Source organism: Actinomadura rayongensis, from assembly GCF_009831215.1.
GTDB classification, from domain to species: Bacteria; Actinomycetota; Actinomycetes; order Streptosporangiales; family Streptosporangiaceae; genus Spirillospora; species Spirillospora rayongensis.
Genome location: NZ_WUTW01000001.1, coordinates 223,548 through 239,978, shown reverse-complemented (window position 1 = coordinate 239,978; position 16,431 = coordinate 223,548). Strand labels below are relative to the sequence as shown.

Below are 16,431 nucleotides of genomic sequence, written 5' to 3'. Positions count from 1 at the left end.
CACGCGGTCGGGCGTGTCGCTCCGCTTCCGCGCCTTGGAACGCGTTTCCGCGGGAACCCACACGTGGACCGCCCGGCCCGCACGGGGCCAGATCAAGCCGGGGAGTGATGCGCGGCCCTTGGACCTGGTCGAACAACCTTGCCTGAGCGCACGCGGACGACCCGCACGCAGCGGGCACAGGGACAGAGACTACCTACCGCTTCGCGAAAGGTCAAAGTGAACGCCGCACTACCGCAGCGGCACCCTTACGCGCAACCCCATGGCCGCCCAGACGAGTCTGGATACCAGTGTAACCCGGACGCGGCGACGCCGGCGCGATCTCTGCGGATCGCGCCGGCGTCGGCGTGGTTGCGGTGCGGCTCAGAGGAACGCGACGACCGCCACCAGGATGATCACGATGACGGCCGCGACGCCGCCGACGGCGAGGTAGAGCGTCTTGTTGCTCTTGGGCTCGTCACCGCCGCCGGGGTAGCCCTGCTGCTGCCCGTACCCGCCGGGGGCTCCGGGGGCCTGCTGGCCGTAGGGCGGCTGCTGGCCCTGCGGGTACTGGCCAGGGAACTGCTGCTGCTGGTCGCCGTACTGGCCGGGGTAGCCGCCCTGCTGCTGCCCGCCGTACTGCTGGTCCTGCTGCCCGGGCTGCTGGCCGTACTGCTGCTGGGCGTGCTGCTGCTGGTTGTACTGCTGCTGGCCGTAGGGGTCCTGGGCGTACTGCTGCTGCTGCGCGTAGCCCTGCTGCTCCGGCTGGCCGTAGGGGGCCTGCTGACCGTACTGGCCCTGCTGCTGCCCGTACGGGTTCTGCTGGTTCTGCGCGGGCGCGCCCCACTGCTGCTGACTGACGTCCATGCGGGTCGCCTCGGCGGACGGGCCCGTGTCGCCGCCCGGCGCGGACGGGTCGAACGCCTGCGTGGGCTGCGCGTCGTCCCCCGGACGGGCCGGGGCGCCGAACGGCTGCTCGTCCTGCGCGGCGACCGGCGGCGCGCCGAACCCCGACTCGGGCGGCGGCACCATCATCGTGCGCTCGTGGTCTCCCCCGGACTCGCCCTGCGGCGGCTGCGCGGGGGGCCTGCCGGGGCCCTGCGCGACGGGGACGTCCGGCCCTGGCGACCAGTGCAGCGTGGCCTGGTCGTCCACCGGAGGCCGCTGCGGCTCGGGCGCGGGCGCGCCGGCGCCCGGACCCGGGACGATCATCGTCCGCTCGGCGACCGGGTCGCCGGACGCGGGCGGCTCGGCGGCCGGGGGCTCCGGCGCGCCGTACGGCTGCTGCCGCGGCCCGTCGAACGGCGCCGGCGGCTGCCCGAACCCGGGCGCCTGCGGCGGATAGCCGGGCTGCTGCGGCCCGCCGAACGGGGGCTGCGGCGGGAGGCTCTGCTCCTGCGTGGCGTCGTCGCCGTACGCGGGCTCGGGCTGCCCGTAGCCGGGCGCGGGCGGCTGCTGGCCCCCGACGACCGGGATGGACTCGATCATGGTCGGCGGCGCCGCGGGCGGAGCCTGCGGCGGCTGGTAGGCGGGCCGCTGCGGCGGCTCGGGCGCGCGCGGCGCGGCCTCGGGGGCCTGCTGCGCGGGGGGCGCCGGGGGCGCGGGGGGCTGGTTGCCGCCGAGCTGCGGCGCGCCGAAGACGACCGTCCGGTCGCCCATCGGGCGCAGCGCGGGTTCGGGCGCCTGCCGCCCGCCGGGTTCGCCGCCCTCGGTCCGCGGCGTCTCCGGGTCCTCGGGCGACGGCGGTCCCTGCGTGCCGTCCTGCTCGGTCATCGTCGGGCTCCTTAGCGCCGTTCCGGGGACTGTTTTCTCCCGTCCCAAGCCTGCCCCGGCAGTTCGGGATAGTGCAAATTCACCAACCTTATAGACGTAGCACAAGCCGCGACGGTTCGCCCGTGACCCAACAAACCGTCCTCATGCCGGCCTCCGGCGGACGCGCGCCCGCCGGTGCGCCGCGCGCAGCAGGTCCCGCACCGCCGCGTCCGCGGCGGGCCCGGGGTTCGCGACCGCCAGCCAGCCGGGGTAGACGGGATGCGCGATCACGATGTCGTCGCCCGGCGGCGCGCCCGCCCACCGTCGGCGGGTCTCGGCGTCGGCGGCGACGTTCACCCGGAAGGCGCCCGGACGGTCCAGCCGGGAGACCGCGTCGCCCGGATAGTCCTTGGTCACGATGGTCGCGAACGGCTGGGCGCGCGGGACGACGCCGTCCGGCGCGACGTGGAAGAAGACGTCGCCCCAGCTGATCTCGGGCGAACCGTCGCCGGGGCCCGGCCGGACGGTCAGGACGCCCTCCAGCCCGGCGACGAACTCGATGATCTCGTCCATGGTCATGTGCTCTAGCGTTGCATTCAGGTGCTCGTGGAGACTTCGGCGCACACGACCTGGGGTTCTGCCGTGGAAAACCTCAAATCGGACGGTCTGCGAACGATCGACGTCGCCCGGCGCGCCGGGTGCTCCGTCCAGCAGGTGCGCAACCTCGAACGCGACGGCGTCCTGCCGCCCGCGGCCCGCACCGCGTCGGGCCACCGCGTGTACGGCGCGGTCCACGTGCGGTCCGCGCTGGCCTACCGGGCGCTGGCGGCGGGCGCGGGGCCGGTGGACGCCAGGGCGATCGTCCGGGCCGTCCACCGCGATCCCGACGCGGCGGCGGCGCGGCTCGACGCCGTCCACGCCCGGCTGCACGCCGAGCGGACCGGGTTGGCGCGCGCCGCCGAGGCCGCCGCCGCGATCTCCGGCGAGCCGATCCGCGACGTCCGCCCGGCCGACGCGATGACCGTCGCCGAACTCGCCGCCGCGCTCGGCGTCCGCCCGTCGACGCTGCGGCACTGGGACGCCGAAGGGCTCGTCGTCCCCGACCGCGACCCGGCGCGCGGCGCCCGCCGGTACACGCCCGCGCAGGTGCGGGACGCGCGGATCGTCCACCAGCTCCGCCGCGCCGGGTACCGCGTCGCGCCGCTGCGCGTCCTGCTGCCCGAGCTGCGCGGCGGCGGGGCCGCCGGCGACGTCGCCCGCGCGCTGGCCGCCCGGCGCGCCGACGTCGCGGCCCGCTCCCGCGCCCTGCTCGACGGCGCCGCCGCCCTCGCCGCCCTCCTCCCCTGAACACGACGAGGCCCCTCCCGGACAGCGCCGGGAGGGGCCTCGTGCGACGGTGCGACCGTCAGGGACCAGCAGGGACTAGCGGTTGTACTGACCGAAGTCGTACTCCTCCAGCGGGACGGCCTCGCCGGAGCCCTGCCCGAAGGCGTACTCGGCGCCGTCGTCGTAGGACCCGACGGAGTAGACCGCGGCCTTCGCCTCCTCGGTCGGCTCGACCCGGACGTTGCGGTACTGCGGCATGCCGGTACCGGCCGGGATGAGCTTGCCGATGATGACGTTCTCCTTGAGGCCCAGCAGCGGGTCGCTCTTGGCGTGCATCGCGGCCTCGGTGAGCACCCGGGTCGTCTCCTGGAAGGACGCGGCCGACAGCCACGACTCCGTCGCCAGGGACGCCTTGGTGATGCCCATCAGGACCGGACGGCCCGCCGCCGGCGTCCCGCCCTCGGCGACCACCGCGCGGTTGGTCTCTTCGAACAGCGGACGCTCCACCAGGTCGCCGGGCAGCAGCTCGGTGTCGCCCGACTCCAGGATGTTCACGCGCTTGAGCATCTGCCGCACGATGATCTCGATGTGCTTGTCGTGGATCGACACGCCCTGCGAGCGGTAGACCTCCTGCACCTCCTGGACGAGGTGGAGCTGCACCGCGCGGGGGCCGAGGATCCGCAGCACCTCGTGCGGGTTCTGCGCGCCGCGGATGAGCTGCTGGCCGACGTCGACGTGCGCGCCCTCGCGGACGCCCTCCTCCAGCCGCGACCGCATCGGCACCGGGTAGGCGACCTCTTCGGAGCCGTCGTCCGGAACGATGACGATCTTGCGGGTCTTCTCGGTCTCGTCGATCTTGACGCGGCCGGCGACCTCGGAGATCGGCGCGACGCCCTTCGGGATCCGGGCCTCGAACAGCTCGGTCACACGGGGCAGACCGTGCGTGATGTCGCCACCGGCCACACCGCCGGTGTGGAAGGTGCGCATCGTGAGCTGCGTGCCCGGCTCGCCGATCGACTGGGCGGCGATGATGCCAACCGCCTCGCCGACGTCCACGCGCTTGCCGGTGGCCAGCGAACGGCCGTAGCAGGCGGCGCAGACACCGATCTTGGCCTCGCAGACCAGGGCGCTGCGGGTGCGGACCTTCTCCACGCCCGCCGCGACCAGGCGCTCCACGACCGTGTCGGACAGGTCGGTGTCGGCCGGGAACAGGACCGTCCCGTCGACCTCGACGTCCTCGGCGATCGTGCGGCCGACCAGGCTCGTCTCGGTCGTGGCGAGCTTGACCAGCGAGCCGTCCGGCGCGCGCTCGGCGACCTCGAAGGGGATCGTGCGGTCGGTGCCGCAGTCCTCCTCGCGGACGATGACGTCCTGCGCGACGTCCACCAGACGCCGGGTCAGGTACCCCGAGTCGGCGGTGCGCAGCGCGGTGTCGGCCAGGCCCTTGCGGGCGCCGTGCGTCGAGATGAAGTACTCGACCACCGACAGGCCCTCGCGGAACGAGGACTTGATCGGCCGCGGGATCGTCTCGCCCTTCGGGTTGGACACCAGGCCGCGCATGCCGGCGATCTGGCGGAGCTGGAGCGGGTTGCCGCGGGCGCCCGACTGGATCATCATCCAGATCGGGTTGGCCTTCGGGAACGCCTTCTCCATGTCCACCGCGACGTCGCGCGTGGCGTCGTTCCAGATCCCGATGAGCTCCTGCTTGCGCTCGTCGTCGGTGATCAGGCCGCGGTTGAACTCCCGCTGCACCTTGTCCGCGCGCATCTCGTACGAGGTGAGGATCTCCTGCTTGTTCGGCGGGGTCACCACGTCCTCGATGGAGATCGTCACACCGGACCGCGTGGCCCAGTGGAACCCGACCGCCTTCAGGGCGTCCAGTGCGTTCGCCACCTCGACCTTGGGGTAGGTCTCGGCCAGCTCGTTGACGATCGCCGAGAGCTGCTTCTTGCCGACCTCGGCGTTCACGAACGGGAAGTCGGCGGGCAGTGTCTCGTTGAACAGCGCGCGGCCCAGCGTCGTCTCCAGCCGGTAGGGCTGTCCGGGCTCGTAGCCCTCGGGCGCCGTCCACTCGCGCGGCGGCGGGACGTCCTTCAGCCGGATCTGGATCGTGGCCTGCATCGCGAGCTCGTCGCGGTCGTAGGCCATGATCGCCTCGGAGATCGAGCCGAACGCGCGGCCCTCGCCCGTGGCGCCGTCCTTCTGCGTCGTCAGCCAGTACAGGCCGATGACCATGTCCTGGGTGGGCATGGTGACGGGCTTGCCGTCCGACGGCTTCAGGATGTTGTTGGTGGACAGCATCAGGATCCGCGCCTCGGCCTGCGCCTCCGCCGACAGCGGCAGGTGGACGGCCATCTGGTCGCCGTCGAAGTCGGCGTTGAACGCCGTGCAGACGAGCGGGTGGATCTGGATGGCCTTGCCCTCGACGAGCTGCGGCTCGAACGCCTGGATGCCGAGGCGGTGCAGGGTCGGCGCGCGGTTCAGCAGCACCGGGTGCTCGGTGATGACCTCTTCCAGCACGTCCCACACCACCGGACGGGCGCGCTCGACCATCCGCTTGGCGCTCTTGATGTTCTGCGCGTGGTTCAGGTCGACCAGGCGCTTCATCACGAACGGCTTGAACAGCTCCAGCGCCATCTGCTTGGGCAGGCCGCACTGGTGCAGCTTGAGCTGCGGGCCGACGACGATGACCGACCGGCCGGAGTAGTCGACGCGCTTGCCGAGCAGGTTCTGGCGGAACCGGCCCTGCTTGCCCTTCAGCATGTCCGACAGCGACTTCAGCGGACGGTTGCCCGGCCCGGTGACCGGACGTCCGCGGCGGCCGTTGTCGAACAGCGCGTCCACGGCCTCCTGCAGCATCCGCTTCTCGTTGTTCACGATGATCTCGGGCGCGCCGAGGTCGAGAAGGCGCTTGAGGCGGTTGTTGCGGTTGATGACCCGGCGGTACAGGTCGTTGAGGTCGGACGTCGCGAACCGGCCGCCGTCGAGCTGCACCATCGGGCGCAGGTCCGGCGGGATGACCGGGATGCAGTCCAGCACCATGCCGAGCGGGCTGTTGCGCGTGTTGAGGAACGCCGAGACGACCTTGAGCCGCTTCAGCGCGCGGGCCTTCTTCTGCCCCTTGCCGGTGCGGATGATCTCGCGGAGCTTCTCGGCCTCGGCGTCGAGGTCGAAGTTCTGGAGCCGCGCCTGGATGGCGGCGGCGCCCATCCCGCCCTCGAAGTACTTGCCGAACCGGTCCCGCATCTCGCGGTACAGCAGCTCGTCGCCCTCCAGGTCCTGGACCTTGAGGTTCTTGAAGCGGCTCCACACCTCGTCGAGGCGGTCCAGCTCGCGCTGGGCGCGGTCGCGCAGCTGCTTCATCTCGCGCTCGGCGCCGTCGCGCACCTTGCGCTTCTGGTCGGCCTTGGCGCCGGCCTCCTCCAGCTCGGCGAGGTCGCCCTCCAGCTTCTGCTGGCGGGCCTCGACCTGCGCGTCGCGGGCCTGCTCGATCTGCTGGCGCTCCACCGAGATGTGCGCCTCCAGCGTGGGCAGGTCGCGGTCGCGCCGCTCCGCGTCCACGCTGGTGATCATGTAAGCCGCGAAGTAGATGATCTTTTCGAGATCCTTCGGGGCGAGGTCCAGCAGGTACCCCAGGCGCGACGGGACGCCCTTGAAGTACCAGATGTGCGTGACCGGCGCGGCCAGCTCGATGTGGCCCATCCGCTCACGGCGCACCTTGGCCCGGGTCACCTCGACGCCGCAGCGCTCACAGATGATGCCCTTGAACCGGACGCGCTTGTACTTGCCGCAGTAGCACTCCCAGTCGCGGGTCGGGCCGAAGATCTTCTCGCAGAAGAGCCCGTCCTTCTCCGGCTTGAGGGTCCGGTAGTTGATCGTCTCCGGCTTCTTCACCTCACCGTGCGACCACTGGCGGATGTCGTCGGCGGTCGCGAGGCCGATGCGAAGCTCGTCGAAGAAGTTGACGTCAAGCAACGTGATTCCCCTTGATGTTGATCAGACCTCGTCGACGCTCAACGCACCCTCGTTCGGGCGCCGAGACAGGTCGATGCCGAGCTCCTCCGCCGCGCGGAAGACGTCCTCGTCGGTGTCGCGCATCTCGATCGACATGCCGTCGCTGGAGAGCACCTCGACGTTGAGGCACAGCGACTGCATCTCCTTGATGAGGACCTTGAAGGACTCGGGAATGCCGGGCTCGGGGATGTTCTCGCCCTTGACGATCGCCTCGTACACCTTGACGCGACCGAGGACGTCGTCGGACTTGATGGTGAGCAGCTCCTGGAGGGCGTAGGCCGCGCCGTACGCCTCCAGCGCCCACACCTCCATCTCACCGAAGCGCTGGCCGCCGAACTGGGCCTTACCGCCGAGCGGCTGCTGGGTGATCATGGAGTAGGGGCCGGTGGACCGGGCGTGGATCTTGTCGTCCACCAGGTGGAGCAGCTTCAGGATGTAGATGTAGCCGACCGAGATCGGGTCCTTGTACGGCTCGCCGGTGCGGCCGTCGAACAGCCGCGCCTTGCCGCCGGGACCGACCATCCGGTTCCCGTCCCGGTTGGGCAGGGTGCTCTCGATCAGGCCGGTGACGTCGGTCTCCCGGGCGCCGTCGAACACCGGCGTGGCGGTGTTCGTCCACGGCGGGGCCTCGTCCACGCCGAGCTCCTTGAGCTGGCGCTTCCACTCGGCGTCGTCGCCCTCGACCTTCCAGCCGCGCGAGGCGACCCAGCCGAGGTGCGTCTCCAGGACCTGGCCGACGTTCATGCGGCCGGGCACGCCGAGCGGGTTCAGGACGATGTCGACCGGGGTGCCGTCCTCCAGGAACGGCATGTCCTCGACCGGCAGCACCTTGGAGATGACGCCCTTGTTGCCGTGCCGTCCGGCGAGCTTGTCGCCGTCGGTGATCTTGCGCTTCTGCGCCACGTAGACGCGGACCAGCTCGTTGACGCCGGGGGGCAGCTCGTCGCCCTCTTCACGGGAGAACACCCGGACGCCGATGACCTTGCCCTGCTCGCCGTGCGGCACCTTCAGCGACGTGTCGCGGACCTCGCGGGCCTTCTCGCCGAAGATCGCGCGCAGCAGCCGCTCCTCGGGGGTCAGCTCGGTCTCGCCCTTCGGGGTGACCTTGCCGACCAGGATGTCGCCCGGACGGACGTCCGCGCCGATCCGGATGATCCCGCGCTCGTCCAGGTCCGCCAGGACCTCCTCGGAGACGTTCGGGATGTCCCGGGTGATCTCCTCGGGGCCCAGCTTGGTGTCGCGGGCGTCGACCTCGTGCTCCTCGATGTGGATCGAGGACAGGACGTCGTCCTGCACCAGGCGCTGGCTGAGGATGATGGCGTCCTCGTAGTTGTGGCCCTCCCACGGCATGAACGCCACGAGCAGGTTCTTCCCGAGCGCCATCTCGCCGTGGTCGGTGCACGGGCCGTCGGCGACGACCTGGCCCACCTCGACGCGCTGGCCCTCGTCCACGATCGGCTTCTGGTTGAAGCACGTGCCCTGGTTGGACCGCTTGAACTTCGCGACCCGGTACGTCGTCCGCGTGCCGTCGTCGTTCATGACGGTCACGTAGTCGGCCGAGACCTCCTCGACCACGCCGGCCTTCTCGGCGACGATGACGTCGCCGGCGTCCACGGCGGCGCGGTACTCCATGCCGGTGCCGACCAGCGGCGCCTCGCTGCGCAGCAGCGGGACGGACTGGCGCTGCATGTTGGAGCCCATCAGCGCGCGGTTGGCGTCGTCGTGCTCCAGGAACGGGATCATCGCGGTGGCGACCGAGGTCATCTGCCGCGCGGACACGTCCATGTACTGGATCTCCGCCGGGGAGACCAGCTCGACCTCGCCGCCCTTCTTGCGCGCCAGGACCTTGGCCTCGGCGAACGAGCCGTCCTCGTTCATGAGCGAGTTGGCCTGCGCGATGGTGTAGCGGTCCTCCTCGTCGGCGGTCAGGTAGTCCACCTGCTCGGTGACCCGGCCGTCGACGACCTTGCGGTACGGCGTCTCCACGAACCCGAACGGGTTGACGCGGCCGAACGCGGCCAGCGAGCCGATCAGGCCGATGTTCGGGCCTTCCGGCGTCTCGATCGGGCACATGCGGCCGTAGTGCGACGGGTGGACGTCGCGGACCTCCATGCCCGCGCGCTCACGCGACAGACCGCCCGGGCCGAGCGCGGACAGGCGGCGCTTGTGCGTCAGGCCCGCCAGCGGGTTGGTCTGGTCCATGAACTGGGAGAGCTGGCTGGTGCCGAAGAACTCCTTGATGGACGCCACGACCGGCCGGATGTTGATCAGGGTCTGCGGCGTGATCGCCTCGACGTCCTGGGTGGTCATCCGCTCGCGGACGACGCGCTCCATCCGGGCCAGGCCGAGGCGGACCTGGTTCTGGATCAGCTCGCCGACCGTGCGCAGCCGCCGGTTGCCGAAGTGGTCGATGTCGTCGACCTCGATCGGCACGGGGTTGGCGCCGACCGTGCCCTCCTCCTCGCCGGCGTGCAGCCGGACGAGGTACTCGATCGTGGCGACGATGTCGTCCTCGGTGAGCGTGCCCTGGTTCATGTCCAGGTCGAGCCCGAGCTTCTTGTTCACCTTGTAGCGGCCGACCTTGGCGAGGTCGTAGCGCTTGGGGTTGAAGTACAGGTTCTCCAGGAGCGTCTGGGCCGACTCGCGCGTCGGCGGCTCGCCCGGCCGCAGCTTGCGGTAGATGTCGAGCAGCGCGTCGTCCTGGCCGGAGGTGTGGTCCTTCTCCAGCGTGACGTTGATCGACTCGTAGTTGCCGAAGCGCTCGCGGATCCGGGCCTCGTCCCAGCCGAGCGCCTTGAGCAGCACCGTGACGGGCTGCTTGCGCTTGCGGTCGATGCGCACGCCCACGTTGTCGCGCTTGTCGATCTCGAACTCGAGCCAGGCGCCGCGGCTGGGGATGACCTTGCAGCCGTAGATGTCCTTGTCGCTGGCCTTGTCGAGCGCGCGGTCGAAGTAGACACCCGGCGACCGGACGAGCTGGGAGACGACCACCCGCTCGGTGCCGTTGATGATGAAGGTGCCCTTCGAGGTCATGAGCGGGAAGTCGCCCATGAACACCGTCTGGCTCTTGATCTCACCGGTGGTGTTGTTGATGAACTCCGCCGTGACGAACATCGGGGCGGAGTAGGTCATGTCCTTGTCCTTGCACTCCTCGACGGAGTACTTGGGCGGCTCGAAGCGGTGGTCCCGGAACGACAGGGACATGGTCCCGGAGAAGTCCTCGATGGGACTGATCTCCTCGAAGATCTCTTCGAGGCCGGACTGGGTCGGGACGCTTCTGCTTCCTGCCGCCTGGGCCGCCTCGACCCGGGCCTTCCACTTCTCGTTGCCCAGCAGCCAGTCGAACGAGTTGGTCTGCAGAGCAAGGAGGTCCGGGACTTCGAGCGGCTCCTTGATGCGCGCGAAGGAGACGCGGTTCGGACCGGTTGCGGTATTCGAGGCGTTGCGCGAGGCTGCCAAGAGTGGTCCTTCCGAGGGCTCGCGGGTGACGACACGCACGCCAGACGTCCCCGGGCGCGAGACTGCCGACGAAAGCTCCAAAGCGGGCGCAGGCAGGGTTGCTCTCACACGGGGAAAGTCAGAGGGCAGCGCAAAGGAGCAGTGTAGCCGACCGCTACACCGCTTGCAAGTACAGCACCGCAGTATGCATCACGTTGCCTGCGAGCATCGCTTCTCCCGCGCCGCTAGTCAAGAGCGGACTTGGACTTTTCAGGCCCTGACCTGCAGTGAGGAAGGCCATAGTTTACGGGCCCTTCCGCCACTGCCCGGTATCGCCCGGGAACGTGTGAAGCGACCGCCCCCGACGGGGACGGCCGCTTCGGACGCGCGGACCGCTCAGCGGGTCCGTCTCACAGGACGACGAGCTTGGACGCCAGCCAGTGGCCGCCCTTCTTCTCCATCGTGATCCGGATCCGCAGCGGCTCCGGCAGCCGCTGCTGCTTGTCGTTCTTGGTGGTGGTGTTGCGGTTGGCGTAGACGAGGACGTCCACCTTGTCCGCGCCCGTCGTCAGCGCGCCGGACTTCAGCACCGTCGTGGTGGAGACGGCCTGCTGCTCGGTCGCCATCGCGGTGAGCTGCTGGGCGAACTTGTCGAACTGGGTGTGGAGCGTGCCGGTGGTGAGCTGGGACGCGGCCTTGAAGTCGTCCTTCAGCGTCCGGTAGTCGTAGGACGACACGGCCTGCGCGACGCGCGACGCCGCGACCGTCGCGTCCCGGGTGCCCTGCTCGGTCGCCTTCCGGTCCCGGTCCTTCATCGTCAGGACGACGCCGGCGACGGCCAGCGCCACGACGACGACCGCCAGCGCGGCGATGATCTGCGTGCTCCACGACGACACGCGGGCGAGGAACCCGGGCGCGGCGTCCGTTTTCTTGACCGAGGACGTGCCGCGCTCGAACTTCACCTTGGCCGCGGCGCCGCTCTTTTTGCCCTTGGCGGGCTCATTCTTCGCCTCGGCGTCGTCCGCCGCGGCGGCGTCGTCCGCCGTGTCGGCCTTCGCGTCGGCTTTCGCGTCCGTGTCGGCGTCCGCCGCGCCCTCGACACCGGCGTCGGCGTCGGTTTCCGGGTCCGCGTCGGCGTCGGGCTTCGCGCCTGTGCCGACCTTCGCGTCGGCGGCATCGGTCTCCTCGACCGTCGCGGCGGCGGCCTTGGGGGCGGCCTGCTCATCCGGCTTTCCGGCGTCGGCGGCGTCCGCCGGGGCGGGCTCGTCGGTCGCGGCGGTCTTCGGGTCGGCCGTCTCGTCCTCGGCGTCCAGCGGGTCGTCGTCCACCCGGCCGGCGGCCTCGGCGGCGACCTGCGCCAGCCGCGCCGCCTCGCGCGCCCGCTCGGCGGCCTCTTCCGCGAGTTCCGCCACACGGGCGGCCTCCCGCGCGCGCTCGGCGGCCCGGCGCGCCCGCGCGCTCTCCGGCGTCTCCACTGCCTCGTCCGCCACGGTCTCCTCCGGCGTCTCCTCGACGGCCGTGCCCTCGTCGTCCGTTCCGGAGCGCTTGCCCCGCCTGAGCATCGTCACGGAACCATCTCCATGTTCGACACGAGCCAGCGGTCACCGTGCCGGTCGAGGTCCATCAGGAGCCGCCAGTACTGGGGGGCGGCGTTCTTGACCTTCTCGTTGGTGACGGTGGCGTTCATCGACACCATGATCTCGGCGGAGTCGTCGTCGATCGAGACGACCGCGGCCTGCGGGTCGCTGACCGTCGTCCGGGCCTTGGTCTGGGTGAGCCGGTCCAGGAGCGCCTTGGACTGGCCGGCGAGCTGGTCCTTCAGCTTGCCGGTCGTCCCGGCGACGATACGGTCGATGTCGCGCTGGCCGTTCTGGTAGTCCAGCGTGTTGAGGTTGACCCCGAGCTGCCGCGCCGCCTGGACGGCGCGGTCCCGCTGCGTCGCCGAATCGCTGCCGTCCTTCACGCGCAGCCCGACGACCGCGACGTACACCCCGAGCGCGGCGGCCACGAGGATCAGGACCCCGATCGCCGCGAGGCGTGCGGTCAGGACTGGCTGAGCGGCCCTACCAGCAGCCACTTCCATGAGGCCTCCTCCCCCAGCTCACGGACCCCGGCGGTGCGGGGCATGGTGTAGCGCGTCCCGTCGGGCCCGTAGGCCGTTCCGGTGGTCGGATCGTACCCGGCGAACGCGACCGTTCCGTCCGTGTTCGCCGAGGTCGCGGCCTTGTTGCCGGTCGCGTTCTTCGTCCCGCCGGTCGCGCCGCCCGCCGGGAATCCGGCGCCGTCGGTCGCCCCTGCGGGGACCTTCGGGTAGGGCAGCAGGGCGTCCTGCGGGATGTTGCGGGTGCCGCGCACGTCGCTCTGCGAACTCTTCGGGAGCTTGCACCCGGCGTTGAGGTCGGGCTCGCGCACCGAGGTGTCCTGCGGCCAGCGCCGCTTGGCGGTGTAGCCCTTCTCGCAGACGGGCGGGGAGTTGAAGTTCAGCTCCAGGCCCATGTGCTGGGTGCCGTCGCCCGGCATGACGGTCGACGCGCCCGCCAGCGTCACCGGGTACAGGATGAGCAGCGACCGCAGGCCGTTGGCGCGGGACGTGATGATCTGGCCCGTCGTCGTCAGGTTGGCGAGCAGGACGGGCAGCGTCGGGTCCAGGCCGCTGATCAGCTTGTCGGTCTGGGACACCGCGCCCGGGACGGCGTCGATCGTGCCCCGCAGAGCCGGGTCGTCCTTGCGCAGCGCGGCGGTGAGCGTGTTGAGGTTCCTGGCGAAGCCCTCGATGTTGGCGCCCTCGCTGCGCTGGGTGTCGAGGACGGTCCGGCCGTTCTCCAGCAGCTTCTTGGTGTCCGGGTACGCCTGGTTCGCGGTGTCGATGAGGCGGTCGGTGTCGTCCAGGATCTTCTGGAGGTCGGTGGCGGAGCCGGCGAACGCCTTGTCCAGCTCGTCCACGATCGTCCCGAGGTTCTTGGGGTCGACGGAGCTGACGAGCTGGTTCACGTTCCGCAGCAGGTCGGCGGTCGAGACCGGCAGCGCCGTGTTCTCCTTCGGGATCGTGTACGGCCTGCCCTGGTCCAGCGTCGGAACGCCCTTGCGCAGCGCGACCGACGGCTGGAGGTCGATGTACTGCTCGCCGATCGCCGACCGGTTCGCGACGATCGCGCGCAGCCCCTCGCGCGGGATCTCGCGGCCCTTCTGCCGCTCCAGGACGAGCTTGACGCGGATGCCGTCGCGGGTCAGCTCGATCGGCCCGACCCGTCCGACCGGGACGCCCCGGTAGGTGACCTCGGCGTTGGTGAACACGCCGCCGGAGTCGGTGAGGTCGACGTAGGCGGTGTACTGCTTGCCGAGCAGCCCGCGTCCGAAGCCGATGTACTTCACGGCCACGATCGAGACGCCCACGACCGTGATGACGGCGAAGACGAGCAGCTGGAACTTGACGCCGCGCTTGAGGATCACGACAGGCCCCCCATCATCAGGCTGCCGACGTCGCCGCGTCCTGCGGCGCGGGGCTTGCCCGTCTTACCGGTCGGCGACGGGCTGGTCGTCGGGGTGGCGGACGGTGTCGGCGCGGCCCCCTGCCCGGTGGCGGGCGCGTCGGGCAGCGCGCCGACCGGCGACTGCGGCAGCGCCACGTTCGGGACCTTGAGCTGGGACGCCATCTGCTTGCCGCCGAGCGCGGGGTCCAGGTCGGTGCCGCCGAGCAGGTTCTGGGAGATGGAGTCGAAGTCCAGGTCCACGGTGAGCTTGACGTTGCCGTAGTCGCCCTTGACGACGTTCCCGAACGTCGTCGGGAACGGGAAGTTGATCAGCGCTTCCAGGTTCTTGGGCAGCTTGTCGCCCGCCTTGTTGAGGTTCCGGACGGTGACGTCCAGGTCCTTGAGGTTGGCGAGCAGGTCGTCCCGCGACCGGTTGATCACGTTCGTGGTGGTGCGGCTGAGCTTGTCCAGGGCGGTGAGCATCTTGGTGAGGTCCGCGCGGTTCTGGTTGAGGACGGTCAGCGCCGGCCCGGTCTTGTCGATCGTGTCGCGGATCGTGGCGCGCTCGTCCGACAGCTTGGCCGAGAGCCGGTCGATGCTGTCGAGCGCGCGGGTGATCGAGGCGCGGTTGCGGTCGAGCGTCCCGACGAACGTGTCGACCCGCCCGAGGACGGACTTGATCGTGGACTCGCGCCCGTTCATCGCGGCGGTCAGCTCGTGGGTGATCGTGGAGACCTGCTCGATGCCGCCGCCGTTGAGCAGCAGCGACATCGCCGACAGGACCTCTTCGACCTCGGTGCCCCGCGACGTGCGCGCGAGCGGGATGAGGTCGCCGGTCGACAGCCGGTTCGCGCTCGGCTGCTCGTTCGGCGGCGGCGACAGCGAGATGAACTTCTCGCCGAGCAGGCTGGTCTGGTCGACGGACGCGACGGCGTTGTCGGGCAGGTCGGCGTCCCTGCGGATCCGGACGGTGACGAGGGCGTGCCAGCCGCCGTCCCCGCCCGCGAGCTGGACCTTGGACACCTTGCCGACCGACACGTCGTTGACCTTGACCACCGACTGCGGGACGAGGTCCAGCACGTTGGCGAACTCGATCCTGACGGTGATCGGGTGGCCGCCGAGCCCGGGCCCGCCGGGCAGCGGCAGGGACGACACGCCGTTGAACCCGCAGCCGGACAGCGCCGCCGCCGTCCCGGCCGCGAGGACGCCGAGCCTGGTCGCGCGCCGGATCACTGGCCACCTCCGGGGAGAAGCGCGTTGATGTCGCGGGGCTTGCGGACCTGGCTCGTCGCCTTTTTGCCGTTCGGGCCGTAGGCGTCGGGCGGGATCGGCACCGGGTCGTAGTGCGTGGTGAGGGCCGTGATCCACGACAGGTCGAGGCTGAAGCCCGCGAGGGCCTTGCCGATGCCGTTGTAGGGGGTCACGAAGTCCAGGCACTGCTTGGGCGGGGTGCCGACCGAGTAGGCGAGGGAGCAGATCCAGTCCGCGAGGTTGTCGAACTGCTTGAAGTTGTCGCGGGTGTGGATGGTGCCGCTGATCGGGTCGTAGGCGCGGGCGAGGTTGTTGATGGCGAGGGGCGCGTTGGTGAGGGCGTCGGTGAGCGCGTCCTTCTCCTTGACGAGCACGCCGGTGATCTGGGCGAGCTGCCGGACGCTCGTGGACAGGTCCTTGCGGTTGTCCTTCACGAACTTCTGGACGTTGCGCAGCGTCGGCCCGAGCGTGTTCAGCGCCGCGCTCAGCTCCTCCTTCTCCCCCGCGAGCTGCCCGGACACGCCGTTCAGCCGGGTGTTGAACTCCTTGATCTGCCCGTCGCTGGCCTTCATCGCGTCGGTGATGATCCGCAGGTTCTCGATCGTCTTGGCGATGTCGCCGCGGTCGGCGCTGAAGGTGTCCAGCATCTTGGCGGTGTCGGAGATCGTCTGCCGGATGTCGGTGCCCTGGCCGCTGAGGTTGTTGGCGCCGACCTGGAGGAGCCGCGACAGGGACCCGTCCTGGTTGGCGCCCTCGGGGCCGAGGGCCTTGCTGAGGTCGCTGAGGCTGCCGGTGACCTCGTCCACCTCGACGGGGACGACGGTCCGGCTGACCGGCAGCGTCGTGTCGTCGGCGAGGACCGCGCCGCCCTTGTAGACGGGCGTGAGCTGGACGTACCGGTCCGACACCAGCGTCTGGTTGACGATGACCGCCTGGGCGTTCGCCGGGACCTTGTACTTGGCGTCGTACTCCAGGTCGACGCGGACGGCGTCGCCGGTCGGCTTCACGCCGGTGACGCGGCCGACCGAGATGCCGAGGATCCGGACGTCCGCGCCCTTGTAGAGGCCGACGGTGCTGGTGAAGTACGCCGTCAGGTGCCGCTGCTTCGGCTCGCGCAGCAGTACCACCAGGACGGCCGCCAGCACCGCGAGGGCGAGGACGCCGGCCCCGACGCGGAGAATGGTCGCTGAGTTGCGCACTGGAA

Annotated in this window: 10 protein-coding genes; 1 reads left to right on the top strand and 9 read right to left on the bottom strand. The window is 70.6% G+C overall.

Going from position 1 to position 16,431, the window contains the following annotated elements; all coding sequences use genetic code 11:
• Positions 1 to 360: 360 nt before the first annotated feature.
• Both GQ466_RS01090 and GQ466_RS01085 read right to left on the bottom strand, forming a co-directional pair.
• The gene (locus GQ466_RS01090) at positions 361 to 1,749 is read right to left on the bottom strand and encodes a hypothetical protein (protein ID WP_161100902.1); all 1,389 of its coding nucleotides are present in this window, start codon (positions 1,747 to 1,749) and stop codon (positions 361 to 363) included.
• Positions 1,750 to 1,890: 141 nt separating this feature from the next.
• The gene (locus GQ466_RS01085) at positions 1,891 to 2,307 is read right to left on the bottom strand and encodes a DUF6194 family protein (protein ID WP_161100901.1); all 417 of its coding nucleotides are present in this window, start codon (positions 2,305 to 2,307) and stop codon (positions 1,891 to 1,893) included.
• A 63-nt stretch (positions 2,308 to 2,370) separates the two neighbouring features.
• Here GQ466_RS01085 and GQ466_RS01080 point away from each other — a divergent pair, with 63 nt between their 5' ends.
• Entirely contained in the window at positions 2,371 to 3,075 is a 705-nt protein-coding gene (locus GQ466_RS01080; RefSeq protein WP_161100900.1) for a MerR family transcriptional regulator, read from the top strand.
• Positions 3,076 to 3,150: 75 nt separating this feature from the next.
• Here GQ466_RS01080 and GQ466_RS01075 read toward each other — a convergent pair whose 3' ends face one another.
• The 7 genes from GQ466_RS01075 to GQ466_RS01045 form a co-directional block, all read right to left on the bottom strand.
• Positions 3,151 to 7,029 carry a DNA-directed RNA polymerase subunit beta' gene (locus GQ466_RS01075; protein ID WP_161100899.1) on the bottom strand — a complete coding sequence of 1,293 codons (3,879 nt, stop codon included), beginning with the start codon at positions 7,027 to 7,029 and terminating at the stop codon, positions 3,151 to 3,153.
• 21 nt (positions 7,030 to 7,050) lie between these two features.
• Positions 7,051 to 10,527, bottom strand: a complete 3,477-nt coding sequence (gene rpoB, locus GQ466_RS01070; protein ID WP_161100898.1) for a DNA-directed RNA polymerase subunit beta — start codon at positions 10,525 to 10,527, stop codon at positions 7,051 to 7,053.
• Between the two features lie 389 nt (positions 10,528 to 10,916).
• Positions 10,917 to 12,074 carry a hypothetical protein gene (locus GQ466_RS01065; protein WP_161100897.1) on the bottom strand — a complete coding sequence of 386 codons (1,158 nt, stop codon included), beginning with the start codon at positions 12,072 to 12,074 and terminating at the stop codon, positions 10,917 to 10,919.
• Positions 12,071 to 12,583, bottom strand: a complete 513-nt coding sequence (locus GQ466_RS01060; RefSeq protein ID WP_337193268.1) for a hypothetical protein — start codon at positions 12,581 to 12,583, stop codon at positions 12,071 to 12,073. The genes GQ466_RS01065 and GQ466_RS01060 overlap by 4 nt, the downstream gene beginning before the upstream one ends.
• Positions 12,550 to 13,956 (bottom strand): MCE family protein, encoded by a 1,407-nt coding sequence (locus GQ466_RS01055; RefSeq protein WP_161100896.1) that lies wholly within the window; start codon positions 13,954 to 13,956, stop codon positions 12,550 to 12,552. The genes GQ466_RS01060 and GQ466_RS01055 overlap by 34 nt, the downstream gene beginning before the upstream one ends.
• Positions 13,953 to 15,209 (bottom strand): MCE family protein, encoded by a 1,257-nt coding sequence (locus GQ466_RS01050; protein ID WP_161100895.1) that lies wholly within the window; start codon positions 15,207 to 15,209, stop codon positions 13,953 to 13,955. The genes GQ466_RS01055 and GQ466_RS01050 overlap by 4 nt, the downstream gene beginning before the upstream one ends.
• Positions 15,206 to 16,426, bottom strand: coding sequence for an MCE family protein (locus GQ466_RS01045; protein ID WP_337193267.1), 1,221 nt, complete (start codon positions 16,424 to 16,426; stop codon positions 15,206 to 15,208). The genes GQ466_RS01050 and GQ466_RS01045 overlap by 4 nt, the downstream gene beginning before the upstream one ends.
• Positions 16,427 to 16,431 lie beyond the last annotated feature (5 nt).